Here is a 23842-nt window from a genome sequence, read left to right as displayed (position 1 = left end):
GCCCTGGATCGTGATTGGTCTTGCTTGGCGGGCTGTTGGTCGCGCTGCTTTGCGACATGGCTGGCAACCTGCTAGCTTGGCTTGATATCCCTTGCTGCTGCGCTGTGGCCAAATTACAGCCAAACTATATCCAAACTACAGCGCAGCAACAGGGGGCTAGCTAAGCCAGTCAGATCAGGGAGATGTCATTGATGTTTGTAAATAGCTTTGTAAATAGGTTTGCTAATTTTTCGATAGCCGCTTTACCCCGCTTCGCCATAACCTTGTGTTGCAGCAGTTTGCTGCTCGCCAGTGCACCAGCTTTAGCTGCTAAAGCGCTGATCAAAACCAGTCTGGGCGAGATGACGTTCCAGTTGTATGACCAGCAAACCCCGGCGACTACCGCCAATTTTATCAAACTGGCCAACAGCGGCTGGTACCAGGGCAAAACCTTTTACCGGGTGGTGCCAGGCCATGTGGCGCAGGCGGGTTTGAATGATGATAACCATCCGGATATGAAAACCTATCAGGTCAAAGCCGAATTTTCCGACCAATTACCGCAAATCAAAGGCAGTCTGGGTCTGGCGCGTGGTGAAGATCCAAACAGTGGCAGCACTGAATTTTACATCTGCCTGGAAAGACGGGCTCATCTGGATGGTAAATATACCAATTTTGGCCAGTTGATCAGCGGCGAAGAGGTGCTGGACAAAATCGCCGCGGTGAAAATTGCCGAAAAATGGCTGGATAATCCGGGCGGTAAACCTATCGCCTTTCACCAGCCAGCCACGCCGGTGGTGATTGAAAAAATCACTATTTTACCGGATTAATATTGCGCTGCTGCAGATAAGTCCAGCACCTGATCAGCGCGCCAGATTTCTGTTTGCCGATGAGTCACCAACACCAGGGTGACTTTCAGTTGCCGCAGGTTTTGTGCCAGTTGCCGCTCGGACTCTTCGTCCAGCGCCGAGGTAGCCTCGTCCAGCAATAGTACCGGCGTTGCTTGCAGCAAGGCGCGGGCTATCGACAGCCGCTGGGCTTCGCCACCGGATAACGCTGTCCCATCCAGCCCAACGCTCTGATAGATACCTTCAGGGGATCTGTCCAGTAGCGGCCCTAACAGCGCCAGCCGTGCCACGGCTGCCACCTGTTCGTCACTGGCGTTGGCGGCAGCGCAGCGAATATTACTGGCGATAGTGCCAGTAAAAATAACGGGTTGTTGCGGCACATACGCCAGCAACTGGCGTAACTGGCTCCAGCTCAGTGCATCCAGCTTGATGTTTCCGAGTCGGATTTCACCGCTGCTCGTTGGCAAAAAGCCGGCGATTTGCCGCAGTAAGGTGGTTTTACCGCAACCGCTGCTGCCCTTCAATAACAAAGTCTGACCAGGTTTCAGTTGCAGTGTGATGGGCTGTTGCCGGGAGCCAACAGCAACTTGCCGCAAGGCCAGACTGCTATTCGTCGGGGTTATGGCCGACGTCTGAGTCAGTTGGGGTCTGACATGGACAGGCGCTTGTAACAACAGCTGCAGCCGCTCAAGCGTTGCTTTGAGATCATTGAGTGTTAACGCTGTCAGCGCTAACGATTCCAGCACTGCCGATGCCCGCATCGCCAGTAACAACAGCGCCAATTGCTCAAAACTGCTATAGGTCGATTGCTGGAGCAGCAGGCTAAACCCGGCGATGGGTAAGGCAGTGGCCAACAAGTTCAAGCCAGTGGCCACTGCCGCTGCCCTGTTGGTTTGTGCCAGCGCTTGCTCTTGCTGTTGCCAGCTCTGTTCAAGTGCCGCACTGGCACGCGCAAATCCGGCTGCAGTTCGCAGTAATTCCAATTGTTCGGTCAATTGTAAGTCTTGCTGTAACTCGCGGTGCCGGGCCTGCACCCGCTTGGCATCTACCCGCATTAAACTCCGCTGTGCCAACAGGTGGCAGCCAAATGCCAGTACTAATAACAAAGAAAGCCATGCCATTGTCCCTAGCCCAGCCAACCAGCCGGTGCCACCGATCAACAGCAGCGGTAATAACGGTGCATACAGATAATGGGGTAACTGATGGGCCGGTATTTTCATCAGACTGGGGATATCCTGACTCACCAGCATTGCGAGCAGAGTGCGATGCGCCGGCACAAACCAGTCCAACTGCAAGTTTTGCAGCTTTACTGCAACCAACTGATACAACCGCTGGATCAAGCTGGCACCAGCGAAAAAGCCTGCTTTACCAACCAGCACAGTACAGATCACAGCCAATAGCGCCAATAGCAGGACCCAGCCTGATGCTTGCCGCTGATAAATGGCGGTGGCGAGCCAAAGGTAACAACCTGCTTCCAGCAAGGCGACCAGCAACCAGCCAAATACCACGTTTCGCATCGGTGACAACAATGTTGGTAAGATGTGGGCGTGGCGTTTCATGTTCTGTCCTCTGTGGCAAACCTTGGCAGGACCAACTGCAGATCTGCCATGGCTGCGTATTCCGGCTGATGGGTCACCAGCAGTAAAATGCAGCTGTGCTGTCTGACGTGGGCGATCAGGGCTTGCAATACTGCCTGGCTGGTTTGCTGATCCAGTCCGGAGGTTGGTTCATCCAGCAGCAGCACTGCGGCTTTGGCTAAAAACACCCGCGCCAGATTCAGCCGTTGTTTTTCGCCACCTGATAACAGTGCGGCATCGGCGCTCAGTTCAGCTTTTAATTGCGCTTTGTGCAGTGCTTGTTGATATTCATCAACGCTGGCAGCAGGTGCTGTCAGCGCCAGATTTTGCTGCACAGTGCCTGGCATGACAGCTAATCCCTGTGGGATCAATAAGATGAGTTGTTGCCGGCTGACTGCTGTCAAGGCAGCCAGTGCTTGATCTGCCAGTAACACAGTGCCAGTCTGTAAATTTTCTAAGCTGGCAATCAGCCGCAGCAACGTTGATTTACCGGACCCACTGTGGCCTGTGATGGCTAACATTTGGCCAGGCTGCAAGCTGGTTGATAAACCTTGAAACAGCGTCTGTCCCTGTAGTTGCCAACCAAGATCAATCAGCTGTAATGTTGGCGCTGCTGTTGGCTTGAATTGCTGCTCGCCTTGTTGTAGTGGCATGATGTGTAAAAAATCTGCCAGCCGCCAGGCAGCAGCGCGGCCAGCAGCGACATAATCCAGACCATGTCCCAACCGCAAGGCCGGTGTCACAATCGCCAGACTAAACATCAACACCGCACAGAGCGCTCTGAGTTGCTCGGCATCTGTGGTGGCTGGCTGCCAGAACATCACCACACTATAGCCAATGGCAAAGGTGCTGACCGCTTGCAACATGGCAGTAGCCAGCGCAGCTGCAGTCGAGACTTTGCTCACCCTGCGGCTGATCATGCCGATAAATTGGGTACTGGCCTGGTTAAATTCGGCCAGCGGCCCGGCGGCGGGATCCGTCAGTTTTAGCAAATCTGCCGCCCGCCCATAATCACTGACTGCGCTTGCGACTTTGCTCAGTAAATTAAATTGTATCGGCGCTAACTGCGCTGACAGGCGTGGGATCCACCATAGATGGCAGATGACTGCCAGCAAGCCGGGGATCAGCGCCAATAAACTGGGCCAGCCAGCGAGCATGATCCAGAGCAGCAAGGTTAGCGCAGGCAGCAGCAATAAAGTCACGAATTCGTGCGGGGCATGGGCAATCAGATGATGTAAGGCGGCAATATCATCCGATAACAAGGCTTTTAATTGCTGTGGCTGATACCGGCTCAAGGTTGAGGCTGGCAATCTGAGCATATGCTGTACCACTTGTCGTTTCAGCCTGGCAGCCACATTGGCTTCTGCAACATGACTGAGCCAACTGGCCAGCCCTGCCGTGATAGCTGCTGCACTCCAGCAGCCTAAAGACCACCACCACCAATGCTCTGCCCCACTGAGCAAGAGTTGCACCAGACATAACAAAGCGCCAAGTGCAGCAACACTGGCCGATACTGCCAGCAGTAAAGCAACCGCCAAAGCCGGTAAGCCCTTTGATAATGCAGCGCCAAGGGTGGCGGTTAGCTTGGATTTTTTTAGCATCTGTTACCTCTGTAGAACTTTGCACCAACGACGACGATTCGTCCCAATATAATTACCAACATCATGTTGACAATAAGGCGGTCGCATCATATCCTTAATGCGAATAGTTCGCAATAATGATTTTTGTCGATAGCAAGGAGTTTTCAGTGATGTACTGTGGTCACAAATTGGCGGGTCCATTTGCCCTGAGTTTGGTTGCGCTTGGCATCAGTGCTGCTGTGGTTGCCGGGCCGGCAGATAGCGCAAAATCCAATGTAAAAGTGAAAGAGAACACTGAGAATTATGAAAAAATAATCGTCTACGGTCAGAAAGTTGCCCGTTCACTGCAGGAAACTGCTAGCTCTGTGGTGGTATTATCGGCCGATGATATCAACGACAATGCCGATCAAGCCACTGTGGCGGAAATCCTGCGTGGCATCGCCAATTTCAATTATGCCGGCAATACCGATGCGCCGGTGATCCGCGGTACCGATACCAAAGGACCGGTCAGTGCGGGCAACGCTTATCTGGCAAAACCAGTGCCGGGCGCCACTATCAGTCTGGATGGTCGTTACCTGACCGCGGCTGAACTGGATTTAGGTGCGGCTGGTTTATGGGATTTGGCCGGCATTGAAGTATATCGGGGCCCACAGACCACCAGTCAGGGCGCCAATAGTATTGCTGGCGCAGTGGTGATGCGGACCAATAAACCGGTGTTTAGTGGCGAGTCAGCGGCCCAGGTTATTGTAGGCAGCCGGGATAAAAAGCGTGTGTCCTTGCTGGCATCGGACGGTATCACTGAAGATATTGCCTTCAGGATTGCGCTGGATCAGAGTTCCCGCGATACCTTTATCCGTTATAGCAATGCTGAATTTACTGCCCACGATTTTGACCTGAATTGGAAAAATCAGCAGGCGCGCGCCAAGCTATTATGGCAACCCACTGGCACGGATCTGTCTGCCCTACTGACCTACTCTTACAGCAAAGCCAAACGCCCGAACAGTGAGATGGCTTCTGAACCTTATGCTAAGTTTCAGAATTTATCGCTGTATCAGGACAATCAACAAGTCAGCCATCAGGCCGGTATGTTGGAACTGGATTATGAGTTTGCCAATGACATTAAATTCCATCATCTGCTGCAATACTCTGATGGGGTCTTTGACTATCATTTCGCCGCGCCTTATCAGGGCTTAGCAAAGCGCGATAACGAAAATATGTCCAGTGATCTGCGGTTAGAGATTAATAAAACTGCAGCAGAATTCAGTGGCGTCGCCGGACTGTTTTACTGGAAAGATCAGACCCGCAATTGGCTGAACAATACTTTTGGTCAAGCTGATGCAGACTTGGGACATACCAGTGCCGCCCCTTATGCTGAGCTCAATTGGCGTTTGCTGCCGGACTGGACATTGAGCACCGGGCTACGCTATCAGCGTGATGACATCAGTCATGCCGGCACTGCCAGCTATGTGCCTGGCGTGTTTCATCAGTACCAACGCAGTTTTCATGCCGTGTTACCCAAACTGGCCTTGTCCTATGGCGTGACCGAACACACCACCGTCGGTGCTTTAGTCAATAAAGGGTATATTCCGGGTGGAACCGGTATTAATTTCCGGGCCGGTCAATATTACAGTTTTGAACAAGAGTCGGCCTGGAATTATGAATTGTTTAGCCGGACTGAATTACCGCGGCAGATGACGCTCAGTAGCAACCTGTTTTACACCCGCTTTAGCGATTCACAGCGCTCGGTAACCGATTATCTGAATGGCCGTCCCTTTGGCTCTGTGATTATCAATGCGGATCAAGCACAAAGTTATGGTCTGGAGCTGGGACTGGATTATCGCAGTAGCCCTCGTCTGCGTTGGTCGGCCAGTCTTGGCCTATTGGAAACCGAAATCACCCGCTTTGATGATTACCGTGGTCAGGTCTTTGTTGGCAAAGAGTTTAGTAAAGCGCCCGGCTTTATGGCGAGTGCTGGCCTTGACTATGCCGTGACAGACAGCTGGAGCCTGAGTTTGGATCACCGCATCAGTGACGGCTATTTCTCCACCGATATTAACGAGCCTGAGTTGCGGGTTGCCTCTTATAGCAGTACTGATGTGCGTACCAGCTATCAGTTGAGTCCACAGTTATCGGCCTTTGTCTATGTCCGCAACCTGAGCGATAAAACAGCGGCACTGCGTAAAGTGGCGGATCGTAGCACGGGTGGCGTCAATGCCTACATGCTGGAACCCAGGGAAGCCGGCATTGGCTTCAAAGCAAATTTTTAGCGCTGTGAGCTTTGATTGGCTGTGCTGCTGGCAGAAAAGCTGCCGCCGGCAACGACAAGCAGGCTAAAATGCGACTTTTCTGCGATAGCCTCGACTGTGCCGGTATAGCTGATTTTCTGCCGGCAGCTTTGAGGCTAGCCAGTCGCATCAATGACAGCCACAGGAGTGTCAGCCATGACTACAGCAAAAATAGCTAAAACCGGTACCAAACGCGGCCGGCCAAGTCGGATCAACCGTGAAGTGATAGCCAGGGCAGCCTTAGCCCTGGGACTGGATAAAGTGACGATCCCGGCGCTGGCGGCACATCTGAATATCGATCATTCCTCTTTGTATCATCATATCAAGGGCCGGGATGATGTGTTAACGCTGGCCGCTGAACTGGCGGTAACGGAACTGGCATGGCAAGCGCCGGCCAGCGCAGATTGGCAACAGCAACTGATTGCGCTGACAGATGCCATCTGGCTGTTGTATGAAAGCAATCCAGGCCTGGCCGAGTGTTTTCACCAGGCAGAAGTCAGCCCCACGGTTGGGATCCGTGCTTTTGCCCAATCTGTTGCCAGCTTACAACAACAGGGCTTTAGCTTAGATGATGCAGTACTGACGGTCGACATGCTGGTGGATATGGTGCAGGCCTGTTTTGTCGGCTGGTGGTCGGCCAGCAAACAAGACAGTAACGGCACTTTGCGCAAGCACCGGATGATGGCGTTGTGGCAGGCTGAAGCCGCCGCCTGCCCTGAGCTGGCCAGCCAAATTAATGCCATGGTCGGCATCATGCAAGCTGGCGCAAGGCGCTGGTGGGAACAAAAAAGAGATGTGGTGTTGGCGGGTATCGCCAGCCGCCGGCAACTGGAGCTACAACACGAGTTGGCAGCGCCTTTGTCGGCAGCACCATCCTGACAACGGGTGTTAGTCGCTTCATCTGAAGCAGCGGTGCCCAATTAAGAAGACAGCAAATGTTGAAGTACCTGGGCCTTGGTGCCGCTTTTTGTTTATTGTGTCTGGCGTCGCTGCTCCTGGGCGCCAAGCAGTTCTCTTTCTCACAACTATGGCAATCAGACCCGGTGGCCTGGCTCACTTTGACCAGCAGCCGACTGCCAAGACTGATGGCGTTGCTGTTGACCGGCGCTGCTTTAGCGGTCTGCGGCGTGTTGATGCAGCAAATTTTACAAAACAGGTTTGCCGATCCTGGCACCACAGGTGCGATAGATGCCGCCAAACTTGGCATTCTGCTGGCGATGGTATTGTTTCCTGCCGCTTCGGTGATGGTCAGTATGCTGGTTGCCCTGCTTTGCTGTTTAGTCAGCTGTCTATTTTTTATATTACTAATCAATAAGCTACAGCTGCGTCACCGGCAATTGCTGCCGATCTTAGGTTTGATGTACGGCAGTGTGCTCAGTGCCGTAGCAGAACTTTATGCCTATCAGCAGCAGTTGCTGCAAAGCATGCAAGGTTGGTTGCTGGGCGATTTCTCCAAGGTGATTACAGGCCATTACGAACTGATTTATCTGATCCTGCCGCTGGTGCTGTGCAGTTATTGGTTTGCGCACCATTTTACCCTGCTTGGCATGGGGCAGCAGTTGGCTGGCAGTCTCGGTTTACGTTATCAACAGCTGGTCTGGCTTGGTTTAGTGCTGGTGGCTGCTATGGTGGCCAGTAGTTTGATTACGGTTGGCGCTATCCCTTTTGTTGGGCTGGTGATCCCACAACTGGTGGCAAAACACTGTGGAGAGCATCTGGCGCAAAGCCTGCCAAAGATTGCGCTGGCCGGTGCCGCGTTTTTAATCAGCTGTGATCTGTTAAGCCGGCTACTGCTTTATCCCTATGAAATACCGATAGGTCTGACCGCAAGTTGTGTCGGTGCTTTACTGCTGCTGCACTTTTTAAGGACATCGGCATGAACAAGTCCTGGCTGATGCTTTTTTGCGGCTTGTTATGTCTGCTGCTGGCGCTGACCTACCTGTTATTTGATTCAGGCTTGGACACTGAATTTATCCTGCCAAACCGGCTGGTGAAATTGCTGGCCATGCTGACGGGGGCGATCGCTGTAGCTTGCTCAACGCTTTGTTTTCAGACCCTCACCGAGAATCGTATTCTGACCCCGGCCATTATGGGCTATGAAAGTGTGTATCTATTGTGGCAAGCCTTATTGGTGCTGTTGTTTGGTTTGAATAGTCCACTACTGATGGATCTGCAACTGAACTTTGTCTGCTCAGCGTTGGTGCTGCTGTGCTATTCGCTCTTGTTACAACGATGGTTATTTAGCCGGAGCCTGCAGGATGTCTGGCAAATGTTGTGGTATGGGCTGGTGTTTAGCCTGGTTGGCAATAGTCTGACGCAGTTTTTTCAATACAGCAGCAGTCCGGCCGAGTTTTCCTTGTTATCACAATTCAGTCTGGCTTCTTTTCAGCGGGCAGAACTAAACCAAACCTTGTTCTCTGCCCTGTTAACACTGCTGGTGGCGACCTTATTGTGGCGTCAGCGTTATCAGTTGGATGTGCTGCAACTGGGCGCAGTTCAGGCCAGTGCACTTGGCGTCAACCGACCTTTGCTGTTGCAGCGGCAACTGGCGTTGATTGCCATCTTAGTGGCGATATCAACCAGTCTGCTCGGTCCAACCGCCTTTTTCGGCATTCTGATCGCTAATCTCAGTGCGACACTCAGCCGCAGTCAGTCGCACCGCCATCGGTTGCCGCTCGCAGCTGTATTCGCAGTGATGTTATTTCTGCTGGCGCAGTTGCTGGTGGAACACCTGTTTAATTTCAAAACCAGCGTCGGTTTATTGTTGCAACTGTGCTGTGGAGGTTATTTTTTCATGTTTTTAATCAGACAAAGGCAGACGTCATGATCAGCGTGCAAGGTTTAACCAAGCGTTATGGCAACCGGCAAGTTTTGCAGGATCTCAATGTCGAATTTGCCAGTGGCAAACTGACAGCACTAATCGGTCCCAATGGCGCCGGTAAAAGTAGTTTACTGATGTGTTTGGCGCGTTTACTCACAGCCGATTCAGGCCAGATCTTGCTGTCTGACCGCGATATTCAAGCTTTTTCGTTACCGGATTATGCCAGACAAGTGGCGAGCTTATGTCAGTTTCAATCACTGCAGTTGCAACTGACCGTGCGTGAACTGGTGGCTTTTGGCCGTTTTCCACACAGCCAGGGGCGCTTGCAGCAGGCCGATCATCATGCCATTGCGCAAGCCCTGGATTTATTGGGCCTGACGCCACTGCAAAACGCAGTATTACATGAGCTCAGCGGCGGTCAGCGCCAGTTAGCATTTATGGCGATGGTGGTGGCGCAGCAGACGCCTTACTTGCTGCTCGACGAACCGCTGAACAATCTGGATTTAAAACATGCGGTGCAGTTGATGCAGGTGCTGTGTCACTTACGCGACCAGCAACAAAAAACCGTGATTGTGGTGCTGCATGATCTGAATATGGCGGCCAATTATGCCGATCAGGTGGTTGCTATGCAGCAGGGCTGTATCCGTCATGCCGGTGACGTCGGTCAGGTGATGACGGCAACCACACTCACTGAACTCTATCAATTACCCATCCAGGTGCTGCACACCGAATTGGGTCGTTTTTGTCATTATTTTAATCAACCGGAGAAACTCTATGCCTGTTAAACCTTTGGCCCCTGCGCTGTTGTGCTGTTGCCGTGCTTTATTGTGCGGCAGTCTGTTACTCAGTGCCGGTTGCCAGCCAGAGATGAAGGATAGCGCCGTCACTGCCTCAGTGCAGGAAACGTCCACCTTTGCACCGATGGAAATCAGTCATCTGTTGGGTCGTGCCATCATCAAGCAAAAGCCTGAACGTATTGCTGTGCTGGATATGAACGATGTTGACCATTTGCACTTGCTACAAGTGCCGATTGCCGGCATGCCAAAAGATTATGTGCCGGCATTTTTGGCTGAGCTCAGTCAAGATCCGGCCATTATCGATTTAGGTGCGATAGTTCAGCCTAATCTGGAGCGGATTTATAAGTTAAAACCGGATCTGATTTTACTGTCTTCATTGCAAGCCAGTCACTATCCGAAGCTCGCCGCCCTGGCACCCAGTATTCATTACGATATCGATTATCAGTTGAGTGGCACTGGGCATATCAGTAAGGTGATCAGTCATTTCCGCCAACTGGGAAGCTTATTTGGCAAAGCACAGCAAGCCGAACAGCTGATCCATGCCCTCCAGCAACAGTGGCTCAAGTTGCAGCAACAACTTGAGCACCGACCTGAACAAGCAATGATTCTGCTGCATAACAATGGCGCTTTTAGCTATTTGGGTGAAAAATCACGTTATGGTTTTATTTATCAGGATTTGCAGGTCAAAGCGGCTGGTGATGAAAATGCCAGCGGCTTACATGGCCAACCAGTCTCCAATGAATATATTTTTTCCCATGATCCTGACATCATTTTTGTCATCGATCGCACTGCAGTGATGGCGAAAAAACAGTCGCTCGAACCGACATTGCTGGACAATGCATTAATACGTCAAACCAAAGCCTGGAAAAATAACAAGATTATCCTGGTTGATGCACAAGCCTGGTATGTCACTGGCGCCAGTATGACAGCGTTACAACAAATCATGGCAGATATACAACGGGGCTATCAGTAACAGTCCTGAACACAGCGCCGGTCTGCTACTGACCGCAGTCGGTTTAACGGGCTGCTGATTGAGCATCATCAAGCAGAGATTGCAGCCATTGTTCTGCTTCTTCAAATTGAAACCCACTCACTAACTGCTGCAAATGGTTCAGTTGCTGGTATTGTGGTTCGGCCAGAGGCAACTGGTAAAGCAGTTCAGTGGCAGCAATAGCGGCGACATCACAACTTTGCAGCAACAAGCGGAGCTGCTGCAATTGGCTGCTCCAGTTAAACCAGGCTCGGTTGCTGGCTGTCAACCGTGCCGACTGTCTGCTGTCTTGGGCAGAACCTGGCAGAGTGTCTGGTCTGTTGCCATCGCCATCGAAAAATGCCTGCAGTGCTGTCAGTAAAGGTTGTAACAAGCTGACAACTAATTGGATCTGATAGCTGAGTTCATTGCTGATTTGCTCGGTTTCGCTGCTTTGCAGGGCCTGCTGTTCCAAGGCTGCCGAAGCTTCAGCTAATTTAATGGCACCGATAGTTCCGGCGTTTGCTTTTAAGGTATGGGCTAGTCGGGTTAACAACGGCCAATCCTGCTGTTGGGTACTTTGCTGCAATTGTGCCGCCAAATGGTGATTGCTCTGAACAAATTTAGCCAACATCCGGCGGTATAATTCAGGCTGATGCATGGTACGCGCTAAGCCTTCCGCAGTATCGAGGCTGGCTAACTGTGGCAGTATGACCTGGCTTGCAGACTGCTGGGGGGTGGCAAGCGTCTGGTCAGAGCCAACGCTGCCAGTGCCAAACCATTTGGCCATAGTGGCAAACATCACCGTGATATTCAGCGGTTTGGCAATATGATCATTCATACCAGCAGCCAGTGCCAGTTGGCGGTCACCTTCCATCGCATTGGCAGTCATCGCCAGAATAGGCAAATGAAGCCCTAGTCGCTGCCGAATAATCCGGGTGGCAGCATAGCCATCCAGCACCGGCATCTGACAATCCATCAATACCGCATCAAAATCGGATTGTTGTTGTAAGATATCCACCGCAATAGCACCGTGCTCTGCGACAACCACCTTTAAGCCAGCCCGCTGTAATAAGTCGAGCGCCAATTCCTGATTCATTTCATTATCTTCTACCAACAACACTTTTTTACCCGCTAACTGACGGGTACAATCAGCAGTCAAATCCTGTAACTGTTGTTGCCGTGTTTCGGTCAGCTCCGATTTTCCAAGCACACAGCCGATAGCTTCCAGCAAGGTTGACGGTGTCACAGGTTTACTCAAGACAAAAGGCAGCTGTATACCCACTTGTTGCGCTTTTAGCTGAGCATCATCTTTGCCAAAGGCCGTCACCATGACTACCGCAGGGGGGGTCGGATAAAGAAGATGGATTTGCTGCAATGTATCGATACCATCCAATCCAGGCATTTTCCAGTCCATCAGCACCAGTTCAAACGGCAGTCCTTGTTGTTCGGCACTGGCTAAAGCCGCCAGACAGGCCGCACCGTTTGCAGCGACAGTGGTCACCAGGCCAAAATGCTGGCTCATCGTTGCCAGAATTTCACGCGCCATCGCATTGTCATCCACCACTAAAGTTCGTAAATGGCTCAGTTCATCCGCTCTGAGCATTCGTTTATGCACCGGATTGATCTGCGGTATTAAATTCACTTCAAAGTGGAAACATGACCCCTGCTCAGGCTGACTGTCCACCCAAATCTGGCCGCCCATCATTTCTATCAAATTTTTTGATATCGCCAAACCCAGCCCGGTGCCGCCGTATTTACGGGTGGTGGAGTTATCTGCCTGTGAAAATGACTGAAATAGCCGGGCACACTGATCAGCCGTCATACCAATGCCACTGTCACGGATCCAAAAGTGCAGCCTGACTTGTGCCGTTGTTGTGTGTAACGTGCGGATGCCAACAATAATTTCGCCTTGCTCAGTAAATTTCACCGCATTATTACCAAGATTGGTCAGCACCTGACCAAGCCGCAATGGATCGCCAATCAGTGCTGTCGGTAAATCAGGTTCTAAATCAAACAGCAGCTCCAGCCCTTTATTATCGGCATTCATTCCAACCAGACTGGCGAAGTTTTCCAGCACATCTTCTAAGCGGAACGGAATTTGTTCCAGGCTCAGTTTACCCGCTTCAATTTTGGAAAAATCCAGAATGTCATTGATGATGCCGAGTAAGTTTTCTGCCGCTTTATGTACTTTGGCGATATAGTTACGCTGTTTTTTGTCTAAGTTTGTCTGTAGTGCCAGGTGTGACATGCCAATTATGGCGTTCATCGGGGTGCGGATTTCGTGACTCATATTGGCCAGAAAATCACTTTTTGCTTTTGTTGCTGTTTCAGCTGCATCGCGCGCGCGCATCATTTGCAACTGCATTCGTTGCCGCTCCGACGTGTCTTGACCAATGACACAAAGGGCAAAAGCATCCCCTTCAGAGGTTTTTAACGGAAATTTCAGCAGTTGTCTGCTTTGACTTTGTTCATCTTCGCCATCGCTGTAATCGAACTCCGTCAGTTGACCGGCCAATAATGCCTGTTGATCGGTTTGATCCATCCATTGGGTCAAATCAGTCACTAAAAATTCATCCAGCCGGTGCCCTATCAACTGCCCGGCTTGCAGTTGCAACCGGCTGGCAAGAAATGCGGCAAAAGATTTATTAATCAATAAGAACTGGCCCTGCAAGTCTTTCACGTAAATATCGGTGGGTGAATTATCTAGCACCGCTTGTACCAAAGCCTGCGACTTTTCCAGTTCGGTAAAGGCCAGTTGCAGTTTATGTTCAGCCGCTTTGCGCTCCGTCACATCCCGTACTGAAGCGCAGACACAAGCACCAAGGCCATCAATTGCAGTTAACTTGGCCAGACTGACATCGACCGATATTTCGCTGCCATCTTTACAACGGCCATGCACCTCACGACCAGCCATTTGTCGGGTCGTGCCTTTGGCAATATAACTTTGCCGCAGTTGAGGATGCTGCTGGCGGATTGCATCAGGGACCAGCGCATCTAATTGCTGACCCTGCAATTCAGCTTCATGATAGCCAAACATCGCTGCAACTTGTGGATTGGCCAGCACGATAATGCCCTGTGCATCACACACCAATAAACCATCCGGTGCCGATTTAATGATATCGCGATACCATTGTTCTGTGACTCTCAGCTCGGTTTGTTGCCGCTCCAATTCTGCGGTCTGACTGGCCAATAACGCCGACTTTTCCTGTAATGACAATGCCTGCTGCTGACTTTCTTGCAGCAAATCTTTCGTTTTCAGCGTGCGCTGCATAATCTCAAGGCTCATTGCCAACAGCGGTAAAGCCCCTTCCAGTAGCAATAATTGCCGCTCGGTAAAACGGTGAAAACTGGCCATTTCTAACACGGCCATCAGTCGGTCATTGCGGATCACTGGGTACACCGCCAAATGGAGCGCTTTGCTTTGACCAAGGCCAGAGCTAATCTGCACATAGTCGGCAGGTGCTTCCGTCAGAATTATCGGTTGTTTGTCCAGTGCGACCTGGCCCAGAATACCGTCGCCAACCGCGATGCGCTGACGCAGTTGTTTGCGTTCGGTAAAAGCATAACTACCGGCCAGTTTTAACACTTTCTCTGCCTCATCACTGACATAATAGACGGCATGCCCCAATTCCAATGTAGGCCCGAGTTGTTGCAAAAAATGTTCAGACAACTCCTGGTAGCTGGTCACTTGCTGCAAACTCGAAGACAGTTGTGCCAGATTGGTTTTCACCCAACGCTGGGTCGTCATTTCACACACCACGTGTCGTAATTGATCGACACAACGTGCCAGCCGGCCAATTTCATTAGGATAATCGGTATGAGGGACTTCCAGCTCATGCAGGCCTTCAACCAGTTGTTGTACCCGCTGTTCCAGTCGCTTGGAAGGGGCATGCATCGATTTCGTTAATAAGGTCGCCAGCAATCCACCGGCCAGCATGGCGGCCAATAACCCCAGGACGTTGTTCCAGGTAGACTGATTGGCTAAAGCCGCTGCACGATTGATGGTCTGGCTGGCAATTTGCCGCTCAATATCACTGTGCTGCGACAGACTTTGCTGAGCTTGTTGTGATAAAGACTGAAAAGCCTTGTCTGCAACCAGATTGCTGAATTGGGATTGTTGGCCGTACAACGCCTGATCCAGTTGTAATTTGTATTGCTGGTATAACTGCTGAAAATTCGCCAGCAGTGCATCAGAGCGAGGATCTACCACCCGTTGTTGTAATTGAGTGATCGCAGCATTGAGCCTGCTATCTGCTTTGGCAATCCGATTGATGCTCTGCTGTCTGAGCTGGCTATCCTGCTGATAAGCCAGTTGGTCGAGTTGATGCGCGATCAAAGCGAGATTGAGCTCACTGTCTTTACTGAAATAAATCGATTGCAACTCATGATTGTGTAATTGATTGAGCTGCTCGTTCATCACCCGGATGTTGTAAAGATTATTCAATCCCAGTGCCAGCATCATTAAGAGCATGGCACTCAGGCCAAAGGTCAGTCGAGCAGACAGGCTTTGTCTTTCCAGCATATGCAAAAGTTGATTCATCGCCAGTTCCTTAGCTTTGGCTCCGTTGGCTGTGCAACAGAGTGACAAGGTCGATATAGGAAAGGAACTCCATTACGCTGGCACTGTGCCATAACTGCACAGAAGCCAGATCTTGCTGAGCATGAATGATGTGCGCAGCACAGCGAAGATAGCCTTTTCTAGTGGTAAATTCAGCCTAGCACAACATTGTTATCCTGCGATGCCTGTGAATAAATTAGGGAAAATATCTGTCGACTTTGGCTGGGATCACAGTTTCGCTTGTTGCAGGCATTGCTTTGAAGTGGCTATCTTGCATGGAGGTCATTGCAACAACTGCAACGACCCGGCTATCGTTTTAAGGTCGTAATACTTCGTGTTGTAAGGCGGTGAGCGCTGCGGCCACTTGTTCACTGCTTTGTTCCATCAGTTGCAGCGCTTTGAGCATGCCATCATAATCCTGTTGGCTGGCACAATGTAAAGCTTGCTGGCCAGCCTGATGGACTTGTTGATGCGGCGCATCCAGTTGTTTAAAACTGCGTAGCTGGTTATATTTTTTGTGGCCTTCGCCCTGAAAATACCATTGCCCTAACCTGCACTGTTGGTGGGTACCGGCCGATTCTTGCAGCTTTTGCTGCTGCAACAATTGATAAACCCGGTTTTTCCACACCACATGATCAAGTTTAACCGTGTTTAAAAAAGCAATAGTCGCCGATTCAGCAATCACATGTTGCATATGATCTGAACTGTCAATCACCTGATTCACCACCTGATCAATCTGCGCTGAACTGCTGGCTACTGCATCAGCACTTTGCTGACTTTGCGCTACCATTTGCCGGATATGGCTGGTCTGCTCCATCACCTGACGGATCAGTTGTTCAATCTGGCTGCTGGCTTGATGAGCTTTACCGGCCAGCGTCCTGACTTCATCCGCCACCACGGCAAAACCACGACCGGCTTCACCGGCTCTGGCTGCTTCGATGGCCGCATTAAGTGCCAATAAATTGGTTTGGTCAGAAATCTCCTGAATACTGGAAATCAGCTGGTTAATAGATGCCGCAGTACCATCGAGCACAGCGGCAACTTTGGCACTTTGCGCTGCATCTGTGGTGATTTGTCTGGCTCGTTCATCCAGGTGTCGCACTGCTGATTTGGTTTGGCTAAACAGACTACCAAGTTCTTGCAAGGCATGATGTTCTTGCTGCAATACTGTGGCATTGTCAGCAATATTCTCCCGAATAGAACCTAACAAATGATGGCCACTGAGCATACAACCACAAATTTGCTGCTGATGTTGTTGTTGCACTAACTGCGTGGTTAAGCCGGTTAACTCTTGTTGATACTGTTGTTGTTGCTGTTGCTGCTCTGCACTATTTTGCTGTTGTAGCTGTTGCAAACTATGCTCGAGCTGCTGGATCTGTTGCTTCAGGTGGGATTGGAAAAACATCAGTACCTCTTTATCTATATTGGGTCCAGCTGATCTGCCCTTGTCAGACTACAACTATGCTGTTAAGTATGCATAGATCTGATGACTTGTCATGCCGACTTTGGTCGAGGCCTAGCTGATGACCTGGCCTCAATCACAAACTGCGTCCTCTATCCTGCTTCACACTGCGACATCCTGCTGTAAGGCAGTGATGGCTTGGACTACAGCAAGACACTGCTGGTCGATTTCTGTCAGCAATTGGTTAATTTTGTTGCCCTCGCCCTGCCGACCCAGTTGCAGTAATTCACGACTTTTGTCGTGGAACAACCGATGTGAGCGCTCGATATTTTTAAAACTATTCAACTGGCCATAGTGACGCTGACCATAACAGCCATGGCCGAACCACTGCTGATATTTTTGATCAACTGGGGTTGCACTCAGGCTCTGACCTTGCATCTGCGCCTGCAAAACCTGATTTTTCCAATCAATATAATCCAGCTTCAGGCCGTTTAAATAGGTCAAGGTGGTGGTGCTGCGGATCAGTTTTTTCATCGCTTCTGAACGTTCAATCACTTCATTGACGACCTGATCGATCTGACGGGACGAGCTGGAGACATCGGCTGCGCTTTGCTGGCTTTGTGACACCATGGCCTTGATATTATTGGTTTGTTCGATGACTTTGCGGATCAAATTTTCAATTTGCTTACTGGCATCATTGGCTTTGCCCGCCAGGGTACGCACTTCATCGGCGACCACGGCAAAACCACGGCCGGCTTCGCCTGCTCTGGCGGCTTCAATGGCGGCATTGAGAGCCAATAAGTTAGTTTGGTCGGATATTTCCTGGATACTGGAAATGAGCTGGGTAATAGCACTGGCGGTACCATCCAATACGTTGGCGGTGGCAGCACTTTGGTCGGCGTGTTCGGTGATATGGACAGCGCGACTCTCCAGCATTTTAATGGCGCTTTGCGTCTGGCCAAAAATATCTTCCAGTTTAGCCAGTGCTGCGCGTTCATCAATCAGGCTGTCTGCCAGTTGGTTAACGGTTTGCTGCACCAGTTGCAGCACTGCATGACCCGCAAGTTGGCTGCTATTGAGTTGTTTTTGTTGCAGTAAACTGGCGTTGGTTTGTTGCTGTTGTTGCTCAAACTGCTGTTGCTGTTGCTGCATCAATTGCTGTTGTTGTTGCAACTGCTGCTGCATTTCTTTGATTTGTTGTCTGAGTTGCTGATTTTCTTGTTTTAATGCGCTGTTAAACATCATGTTGCCCCGAAGCTTAAAATGATAGTTTCATCCTAAGGGATGGCGCGCCAGGAAAAAAGAGCCATTGATGTTTTTAATCAAAGAAAGGTCTTTTTAAACAGGTATTTGCATTAAATAGACGACTGGTACCTTTATAAGGTACCAGTTTTCCGGCAGCGAGGATGATTCAGCTGATTAAGCTGCGCAACATCCAGGCATTTTTTTCATGCACCTGCATCCGCTGCGTGAGTAAATCTAACGTGGGTTCATCGGAGGACTTATCAGCCACAGGCACAATAGAGCGCGCGGTTTTGGCGATAGCTTCCTGGCCTTTGACCAGATCTTTAATCATTTCGTCAGCCGTTGGATGGCCATCGGCTTCTTTAATACTGGTCAGTTTGGCAAATTCTTTGTAAGAGCCCGGCGCAAATTCGCCTAAAGCCCGGATCCGCTCTGCGATTAAATCAACCGCCAGAGCTAGTTCAGTATATTGAGTTTCAAACAGTGTATGTAACCCCTGAAACATAGGCCCAGTGACATTCCAGTGATAATTATGGGTTTTTAAATACAAAGTGTAGGTATCAGCCAGCAGCGCTGCTAAACCGGCGGCAATTTCTTTGCGGTCTTGCTCTTCAATGCCAATATTAATTTTCATCTTGTCACCTGTAATTGAAACACACCAAAAAAACTGGGTTTACCTTAGGTAAAAACAACCCAATCAGCAATGACATTATTGATGGAGATTGATCAGGCGCAAATCAAGGCACAATAGTAACAAAGTGTTGCGCAGACTATCTTTTCAATTGAGCTTGTTTTAACGTCTTGGCATCAGATGACCAAGCGGATGTGCCATGAAATATCAGATCAAGCAAAAAATATTCAGCCTGACCGACAGTTTTGATATTCAGGATGAACAAGGCCGGATTGCCATGACGGCCAAAGGAAAATTTTTTAGTATCTCCAGTAGCCAAACCCTGTTTGATGCCCGTGGCCAGGAAATCCTCAAGATTAAACGCAAGTACCTGACCTTGTTGCCAGCCTGTCGTCTGGTGGGGACTGATGGCAGTGAGTGGCTGATCCGCAAAAGATTCTGGCCGTTCTGGACCAGTCGTTTTACCATTGACAGTCCGGCTGGGGAATTAGAAATTCAGGGTAATTTATGGCAGCACGAATACCAAATCCGGCAACAGGGTCAGTTGCTGGCGCAAATCTCCAAGGCTTGGTTTAGCTGGTCGGATACCTATGGCGTGGATATTTTTGCCCCACAGTGGACGGCCCATTTGCTGGCGACTGTGATAGTGCTAGACCGGATCCAGCATTCCGGCCGCAACTCGAATTTGGATGATTAAACAACAAAGGCAATCCATTGATTGCCTTTGCTGACGACCAAACAGCTGTTGTTTAGCCTTGTGCTAAGGTCTGTGCCAGGTAGTCATCGTAGCTGCCGACAAAGTTACGGGTATCTTTATCGGTAATTTCAATAATACGGGTGGCTAACGATGAAACAAACTCACGGTCATGGCTGACAAACAGCAAGGTGCCTTTGTACATTTCCAGTGCCATGTTTAAGGACTCAATCGATTCCATATCCAAGTGGTTGGTTGGTTCATCCATCACCAGAATATTTGGCCGTTGTAACATCAGTTTGCCAAATAACATCCGACCTTTTTCACCACCTGACAACACTTTTACTTTTTTCTTAATGTCATCCTGTGAAAATAATAACCGACCCAAAATGCCACGCACTGCCTGTTCGTCATCAGAAGGCTGTTTATGCTGTGCCATCCAGTCAAACACCGTCATATCTTCCGCAAATTCATATTCGTGATCTTGCGCATAATAGCCGATGTTGCAGTTTTCAGACCATTTGACGATACCGGCTTCAGGTTGCATTTCACCGACCAGACATTTCAGTAAGGTTGATTTACCGATACCGTTGGTGCCCAGAATCGCAACTTTTTCACCGACTTCAATATTCAGGCTGAGATTTTTCAGCAGATGCAGATCGCCAAAGCTCTTGTCCAGACCTTCAACTTCCAGCGCCATCCGATAGAGTTGTTTTTGCTGTTCAAAGCGGATAAATGGATTGACCCGGCTGGATGCTTTCACTTCATCTAACTGAATTTTTTCGATTTGTTTAGCACGAGATGTGGCCTGCCGCGCTTTAGAAGCGTTGGCAGAGAAGCGGCTGACGAAGGTCTGCAATTCAGCAATCTGCGCTTTTTTCTTGGCATTGTCTGATAACAAACGCTCGCGAGCCTGAGTGGCAGCAAACATATAGTCATCATAGTTACCCGGATAAACGCGCAGTTCGCCATAGTCTAAATCAGCCATATGGGTACAAACTGAGTTCAGGAAGTGACGGTCGTGCGAAATGATGATCATGGTGCAATTGCGTTCGGATAACACGTCTTCCAGCCAGTGGATGGTGTGAATGTCCAAGTTGTTGGTGGGTTCGTCCAGTAACATGATTTCTGGATTGGCAAACAGTACTTGTGCCAGTAACACCCGCAGTTTCCAGCCTGGTGCCACCGCCGACATCGGGCCAAAATGTTGTTCTACCGGAATACCTACCCCTAACAACAGTTCGCCGGCGCGGGATTCTGCGGTATACCCATCCATTTCACCAAAGGCAACTTCCAGATCGGCGACAATCATGCCGTCTTCTTCGCTCATCTCGGCACTGCCGTAAATCCGATCCCGTTCAGCTTTCACACGCCACAGCTCGGAATGGCCCATGATCACAGTGTCGATGACACTAAACTGCTCAAAAGCAAACTGATCCTGATGCAGTTTTGCTACCCGCATATTGGGTTCAACCATGACATTACCGGCACTGGGTTCCAGTTCGCGGCTCAGGATTTTCATAAAGGTTGATTTACCGCAGCCGTTGGCGCCGATCAGACCATAACGGTTGCCGGAACCAAATTTGATTGAGATGTTTTCAAACAACGGCTTAGCGCCAAATTGCATAGTAATGTTTGCGGTAGCTATCACGGATTAATCGCCTGGCTTAATTGCTGGGGCTATCGCCACAGCGTTGATAATTGGCCTGGCGCCGGTCAAGAACCGGGCCAGGAGATGCCTTTAAAAAAGCGCCGTACTATACGCTTTTTAGCGGCAAATTACAAAGTAAAGCCGCAGCCCGGCCGACATTATCACGCAAAGATGACAATAAAGTGCCAGGCAGTGTAGCCTGACCACCTCAAGCCAGTTTTTTTCCCAATGCAATAGCCAGCACCACCACCGCCGCAACCAGCCACTGCAGCGCACTGATGCTCTCGCCTAACCACAAGGCCGACCAACTGAAAGCTAAAAAGGGTGTCAGCAATTGCAACTGACCAATTTGTGCGACGCCACCCAGCGCCAAACCTTTGTACCAGGCAAAAAAACCGAGGAACATGCTAAAAATGGCTAAGTAAGCAAAACCGAGCCAACTCTGCAAACTCACTGCATAATCAACAGGTTGATAATACCAGCACAGCGGCAGTAACAGTGGCAGCGAAAACACCAGAGCCCAGCAAATCACCTGCCAGCTACCGATATGGCGGGCTAATAACCCGCCTTGGGCATAACTTAAACCACAACAAATACAAGCCAGGATCAGCCACCAGTCACCACTGGCCAAGCCGCCACTGGTAGAGCCTTCGGCGTACCAAAGTACCGCCGCTGAACCGGCCAGCGCACAGCCCCAGAAACCGGCTTTGGGCCATTGTTTACCCAACCAGGCACCAAAAATAGCGGTAAAAAGTGGCATCACAGTACTGACCAGAATGCCATGGCTGGCATCCACGGTTTGCATCGCCACAGCGGAAAAAATCGGATAAGCAAACACAGCGCCAAAAGCCACGACAGCTAAGGCCGGCCAATATTGCCGGGCTGGTATTTTTTGCTTTAACAGCAATAACAACAGCAAACTTAATAAGGCTGCCACGACAGCGCGGCCACTGCCAACGAAGATGACGGGTAATTCGGCCACTGCCAAGCGGGTGGCTGGAATACCGCCGGAAAACATCAGCACACCAAGCATGCCCCAGCCTAAACCCCGGACATAATCAGTAGTGCTTGCTGCTGGCAGCGCGCTGATGGCCGTAGCGCTAGCAGGTGGACAGGGTTTTGGCAGTGACATCTTCAGATCCTTTTTTATGACGTGGTAAGCGCAGCAGTGCAACTGAAATCAGTTGTCCTCTGTTGCGGTTGATGGCAACAAGACTGTTGCTACTGGTTTTAGCGGTTTGTTATCCGGGCTAGACAAGTCGCGACAGCTTGTTACTATACTGGACAATTAAGCCAGACAATCAGGACAGTTGTGCGATAACGCACCTAACTGTACAGGAACAAAACCCATGACACTTGTCAGCACAACCGCAAGCACCAACGTACCGGCTGACCTGCTTTGGCCATTGGACAAAAGCAGTCCGCAAAGCTGGTCAAAACAACTGTTAAGCTACGCCAGAGGCCAGATCAGTTGTGGCCGTTGGCCAGCCGGGATGAAACTGCCTTCCATCCGGCAATTAGCAGCGTCGTTACAGGTGAGTAAATTTACCATCAGCGAGTTGTATGAACGGTTAGCGGCTGAATCTCTGGTGGTGAGCCGGGCTGGCAGTGGTGTCTATGTGGCCAGAACGCAGCAAGTGGCGCTGTTCGCTGAAGCCACGGCCGGCCACAGTGCTTTGTCGTCAGAAGTGGCGTTATTACGGCAAACCCTGCAGCGGGAATCGAGCGTGATGAAACCTGCCGCTGGCTGGCTGATGCCGGAGTGGCTGCCTGCCGCCGCAATTCGCCAGGCGATGCGTGAAGTGGCACGCTTACCACAATCTTTGTCCGATTATGGTCCGGCCCAGGGCAATTTATTGTTACGCCGCTATTTATCGGAGCGCTTATCGCAGTTGAATATTCCGGCACAGCCGCAACAAATTTTGTTAACCGCCAGTGCCACTCATGCGTTGGATCTCTGCATGCGGCTTTATCTAAAGCCCGGGGATGCGGTGCTGGTCGATGATCCGGGCTTTTATAATTTCTTTGCGATGCTGCGGCTTTATCAACTGAAAATCGTGCCGCTGCCGCGCCAGGTGGATGGCCCTGATTTGACGGCTTTGGCACAGTTGCTTGTCAACGACAAGCCCAAAGCTTATCTGACCAATTCAGTATTATCGAATCCGGTCGGTACCTGCGTCAGTCCGCAAAAAGCCTTTCAGGTGCTGGAACTGCTACAGCAGCATCAATGTTTATTGATTGAGGACGATATCTACGCTGATTTTGAACATCAGAGCGCGATCCGTTATGCCAGTCTGACCGGATTGCGGCGTGGAATTTATCTGGGCAGCCTGTCTAAAACCATTTCAGCCGATTTAAGAGTGGGTTATATCGCGGCCAGCGCCGAACAAATTGCTTCCCTGACTGATTTAAAACTGATCACCGGCAGCTCCACCTCACAGACGGTAGAACGATTGGTTTATCATGTATTGACGGGGGGCGCTTACCGCCGTCATCTGGACCAACTGAAAAAACGCCTCAGTGCTGCCATGAACGAGGTCAGTGCGCAATTTCGCCGCCGTGGTTTTCTGCCATGGTATCAGCCGGAAGCAGGTTATTTATTGTGGTTAGCCTTGCCGGATCATCTCAGCGCAGCTGAGCTGGCAACTAAGATGGCAACGCGGCAGATTATTTTGGCGCCAGGCACGCATTTCAGTTTGCAAGCAGATGCGGACAGGTTTATGCGGGTCAATGTGACCCAGTGTCTGGAGGATAAATTCTGGCAACAACTGGATTTGGCATGCGGCCTGTGAAGGCACGGCATG

17 protein-coding genes and 1 pseudogene are annotated in these 23842 nt (G+C 50.4%); 9 read left to right on the top strand and 9 right to left on the bottom strand.

Features of this window, described 5'->3' with window-relative positions:
* Nucleotides 1–191: 191 nt before the first annotated feature.
* Nucleotides 192–806: a peptidylprolyl isomerase gene (locus tag AC53GJ_RS11205; RefSeq protein WP_496727790.1), complete on the top strand. Its 615-nt coding sequence runs from the start codon at nt 192–194 to the stop codon at nt 804–806.
* Here the strand turns inward: AC53GJ_RS11205 and AC53GJ_RS11200 are convergent.
* Entirely contained in the window at nt 803–2383 is a 1581-nt protein-coding gene (locus AC53GJ_RS11200; protein WP_496727789.1) for an ATP-binding cassette domain-containing protein, read from the bottom strand. The two genes, AC53GJ_RS11205 and AC53GJ_RS11200, sit on opposite strands and share 4 nt — an antisense overlap.
* Nucleotides 2380–4002, bottom strand: coding sequence for an ATP-binding cassette domain-containing protein (locus AC53GJ_RS11195; RefSeq protein WP_496727788.1), 1623 nt, complete (start codon nt 4000–4002; stop codon nt 2380–2382). Before AC53GJ_RS11195 ends, AC53GJ_RS11200 begins: the two co-directional genes overlap by 4 nt.
* 149 nt (nt 4003–4151) lie before the next feature.
* Between AC53GJ_RS11195 and AC53GJ_RS11190 the strand changes: the two genes are divergently transcribed.
* From AC53GJ_RS11190 to AC53GJ_RS11165, 6 genes are all read left to right on the top strand, one after another.
* Nucleotides 4152–6248 carry a TonB-dependent receptor gene (locus AC53GJ_RS11190; RefSeq protein ID WP_496727787.1) on the top strand — a complete coding sequence of 699 codons (2097 nt, stop codon included), beginning with the start codon at nt 4152–4154 and terminating at the stop codon, nt 6246–6248.
* 174 nt (nt 6249–6422) lie between these two features.
* Nucleotides 6423–7145 (top strand): TetR/AcrR family transcriptional regulator, encoded by a 723-nt coding sequence (locus tag AC53GJ_RS11185; protein ID WP_496727786.1) that lies wholly within the window; start codon nt 6423–6425, stop codon nt 7143–7145.
* 56 nt (nt 7146–7201) lie between these two features.
* A complete protein-coding gene (locus AC53GJ_RS11180; RefSeq protein ID WP_496727785.1) occupies nt 7202–8146 on the top strand; it encodes an ABC transporter permease in 945 nt (314 codons plus the stop codon).
* Nucleotides 8143–9093 (top strand): iron chelate uptake ABC transporter family permease subunit, encoded by a 951-nt coding sequence (locus tag AC53GJ_RS11175; RefSeq protein WP_496727784.1) that lies wholly within the window; start codon nt 8143–8145, stop codon nt 9091–9093. Before AC53GJ_RS11180 ends, AC53GJ_RS11175 begins: the two co-directional genes overlap by 4 nt.
* The gene (locus AC53GJ_RS11170; protein WP_496727783.1) at nt 9090–9872 is read left to right on the top strand and encodes an iron ABC transporter ATP-binding protein; all 783 of its coding nucleotides are present in this window, start codon (nt 9090–9092) and stop codon (nt 9870–9872) included. The genes AC53GJ_RS11175 and AC53GJ_RS11170 overlap by 4 nt, the downstream gene beginning before the upstream one ends.
* Nucleotides 9862–10857, top strand: a complete 996-nt coding sequence (locus AC53GJ_RS11165) for a siderophore ABC transporter substrate-binding protein (RefSeq protein WP_496727782.1) — start codon at nt 9862–9864, stop codon at nt 10855–10857. Before AC53GJ_RS11170 ends, AC53GJ_RS11165 begins: the two co-directional genes overlap by 11 nt.
* 43 nt (nt 10858–10900) lie before the next feature.
* On the opposite strand, the gene AC53GJ_RS11160 is transcribed toward AC53GJ_RS11165, so the two are convergent.
* The 5 genes and pseudogenes from AC53GJ_RS11160 to AC53GJ_RS11140 all read right to left on the bottom strand — a co-directional run bounded on the left by AC53GJ_RS11160 (nt 10901) and on the right by AC53GJ_RS11140 (nt 18696).
* Complete coding sequence (locus AC53GJ_RS11160; RefSeq protein WP_496727781.1) at nt 10901–15397, bottom strand: response regulator; 4497 nt, start codon at nt 15395–15397, stop codon at nt 10901–10903.
* A 334-nt stretch (nt 15398–15731) separates the two neighbouring features.
* On the bottom strand, nt 15732–16109 hold the full coding sequence (locus AC53GJ_RS11155; RefSeq protein WP_496732787.1) for a CZB domain-containing protein: 378 nt from the start codon (nt 16107–16109) through the stop codon (nt 15732–15734).
* A gap of 33 nt (nt 16110–16142) precedes the next feature.
* Nucleotides 16143–16643 (bottom strand): annotated as a pseudogene (locus AC53GJ_RS11150) (methyl-accepting chemotaxis protein); the annotation flags it as partial.
* A 336-nt stretch (nt 16644–16979) separates the two neighbouring features.
* Complete coding sequence (locus tag AC53GJ_RS11145) at nt 16980–17753, bottom strand: methyl-accepting chemotaxis protein (protein WP_496732786.1); 774 nt, start codon at nt 17751–17753, stop codon at nt 16980–16982.
* A 475-nt stretch (nt 17754–18228) separates the two neighbouring features.
* A complete protein-coding gene (locus tag AC53GJ_RS11140; RefSeq protein WP_496727780.1) occupies nt 18229–18696 on the bottom strand; it encodes a Dps family protein in 468 nt (155 codons plus the stop codon).
* Nucleotides 18697–18892: 196 nt separating this feature from the next.
* Here AC53GJ_RS11140 and AC53GJ_RS11135 point away from each other — a divergent pair, with 196 nt between their 5' ends.
* On the top strand, nt 18893–19390 hold the full coding sequence (locus AC53GJ_RS11135; protein ID WP_496727779.1) for an LURP-one-related/scramblase family protein: 498 nt from the start codon (nt 18893–18895) through the stop codon (nt 19388–19390).
* 52 nt (nt 19391–19442) lie between these two features.
* Here AC53GJ_RS11135 and AC53GJ_RS11130 read toward each other — a convergent pair whose 3' ends face one another.
* Together AC53GJ_RS11130 and AC53GJ_RS11125 are read right to left on the bottom strand one after the other, a co-directional pair.
* Entirely contained in the window at nt 19443–21014 is a 1572-nt protein-coding gene (locus AC53GJ_RS11130) for an ABC-F family ATPase (RefSeq protein ID WP_496727778.1), read from the bottom strand.
* A gap of 232 nt (nt 21015–21246) precedes the next feature.
* On the bottom strand, nt 21247–22170 hold the full coding sequence (locus AC53GJ_RS11125) for a DMT family transporter (protein ID WP_496727777.1): 924 nt from the start codon (nt 22168–22170) through the stop codon (nt 21247–21249).
* Between the two features lie 217 nt (nt 22171–22387).
* On the opposite strand from AC53GJ_RS11125, the gene AC53GJ_RS11120 reads away from it, so the two are divergent.
* Nucleotides 22388–23830 (top strand): aminotransferase-like domain-containing protein, encoded by a 1443-nt coding sequence (locus AC53GJ_RS11120; RefSeq protein WP_496732742.1) that lies wholly within the window; start codon nt 22388–22390, stop codon nt 23828–23830.
* Nucleotides 23831–23842 lie beyond the last annotated feature (12 nt).

The sequence above is a fragment of the Rheinheimera sp. B2H12 genome, assembly GCF_059620065.1.
Note: the sequence above shows the minus strand (reverse complement) of the source record. Positions and strands in the feature narration are given on the sequence as shown.

Coding starts and splice junctions, on each gene's coding strand:
- AC53GJ_RS11205 (WP_496727790.1), top strand. CDS start 192: ATGTTTGTAAATAGCTTTGTAAATAGGTTTGCTAATTTTTCGATAGCC.
- AC53GJ_RS11200 (WP_496727789.1), bottom strand. CDS start 2,383: ATGAAACGCCACGCCCACATCTTACCAACATTGTTGTCACCGATGCGA.
- AC53GJ_RS11195 (WP_496727788.1), bottom strand. CDS start 4,002: ATGCTAAAAAAATCCAAGCTAACCGCCACCCTTGGCGCTGCATTATCA.
- AC53GJ_RS11190 (WP_496727787.1), top strand. CDS start 4,152: ATGTACTGTGGTCACAAATTGGCGGGTCCATTTGCCCTGAGTTTGGTT.
- AC53GJ_RS11185 (WP_496727786.1), top strand. CDS start 6,423: ATGACTACAGCAAAAATAGCTAAAACCGGTACCAAACGCGGCCGGCCA.
- AC53GJ_RS11180 (WP_496727785.1), top strand. CDS start 7,202: ATGTTGAAGTACCTGGGCCTTGGTGCCGCTTTTTGTTTATTGTGTCTG.
- AC53GJ_RS11175 (WP_496727784.1), top strand. CDS start 8,143: ATGAACAAGTCCTGGCTGATGCTTTTTTGCGGCTTGTTATGTCTGCTG.
- AC53GJ_RS11170 (WP_496727783.1), top strand. CDS start 9,090: ATGATCAGCGTGCAAGGTTTAACCAAGCGTTATGGCAACCGGCAAGTT.
- AC53GJ_RS11165 (WP_496727782.1), top strand. CDS start 9,862: ATGCCTGTTAAACCTTTGGCCCCTGCGCTGTTGTGCTGTTGCCGTGCT.
- AC53GJ_RS11160 (WP_496727781.1), bottom strand. CDS start 15,397: ATGAATCAACTTTTGCATATGCTGGAAAGACAAAGCCTGTCTGCTCGA.
- AC53GJ_RS11155 (WP_496732787.1), bottom strand. CDS start 16,109: ATGCAACATGTGATTGCTGAATCGGCGACTATTGCTTTTTTAAACACG.
- AC53GJ_RS11145 (WP_496732786.1), bottom strand. CDS start 17,753: ATGCTGGAGAGTCGCGCTGTCCATATCACCGAACACGCCGACCAAAGT.
- AC53GJ_RS11140 (WP_496727780.1), bottom strand. CDS start 18,696: ATGAAAATTAATATTGGCATTGAAGAGCAAGACCGCAAAGAAATTGCC.
- AC53GJ_RS11135 (WP_496727779.1), top strand. CDS start 18,893: ATGAAATATCAGATCAAGCAAAAAATATTCAGCCTGACCGACAGTTTT.
- AC53GJ_RS11130 (WP_496727778.1), bottom strand. CDS start 21,014: ATGCAATTTGGCGCTAAGCCGTTGTTTGAAAACATCTCAATCAAATTT.
- AC53GJ_RS11125 (WP_496727777.1), bottom strand. CDS start 22,170: ATGTCACTGCCAAAACCCTGTCCACCTGCTAGCGCTACGGCCATCAGC.
- AC53GJ_RS11120 (WP_496732742.1), top strand. CDS start 22,388: ATGACACTTGTCAGCACAACCGCAAGCACCAACGTACCGGCTGACCTG.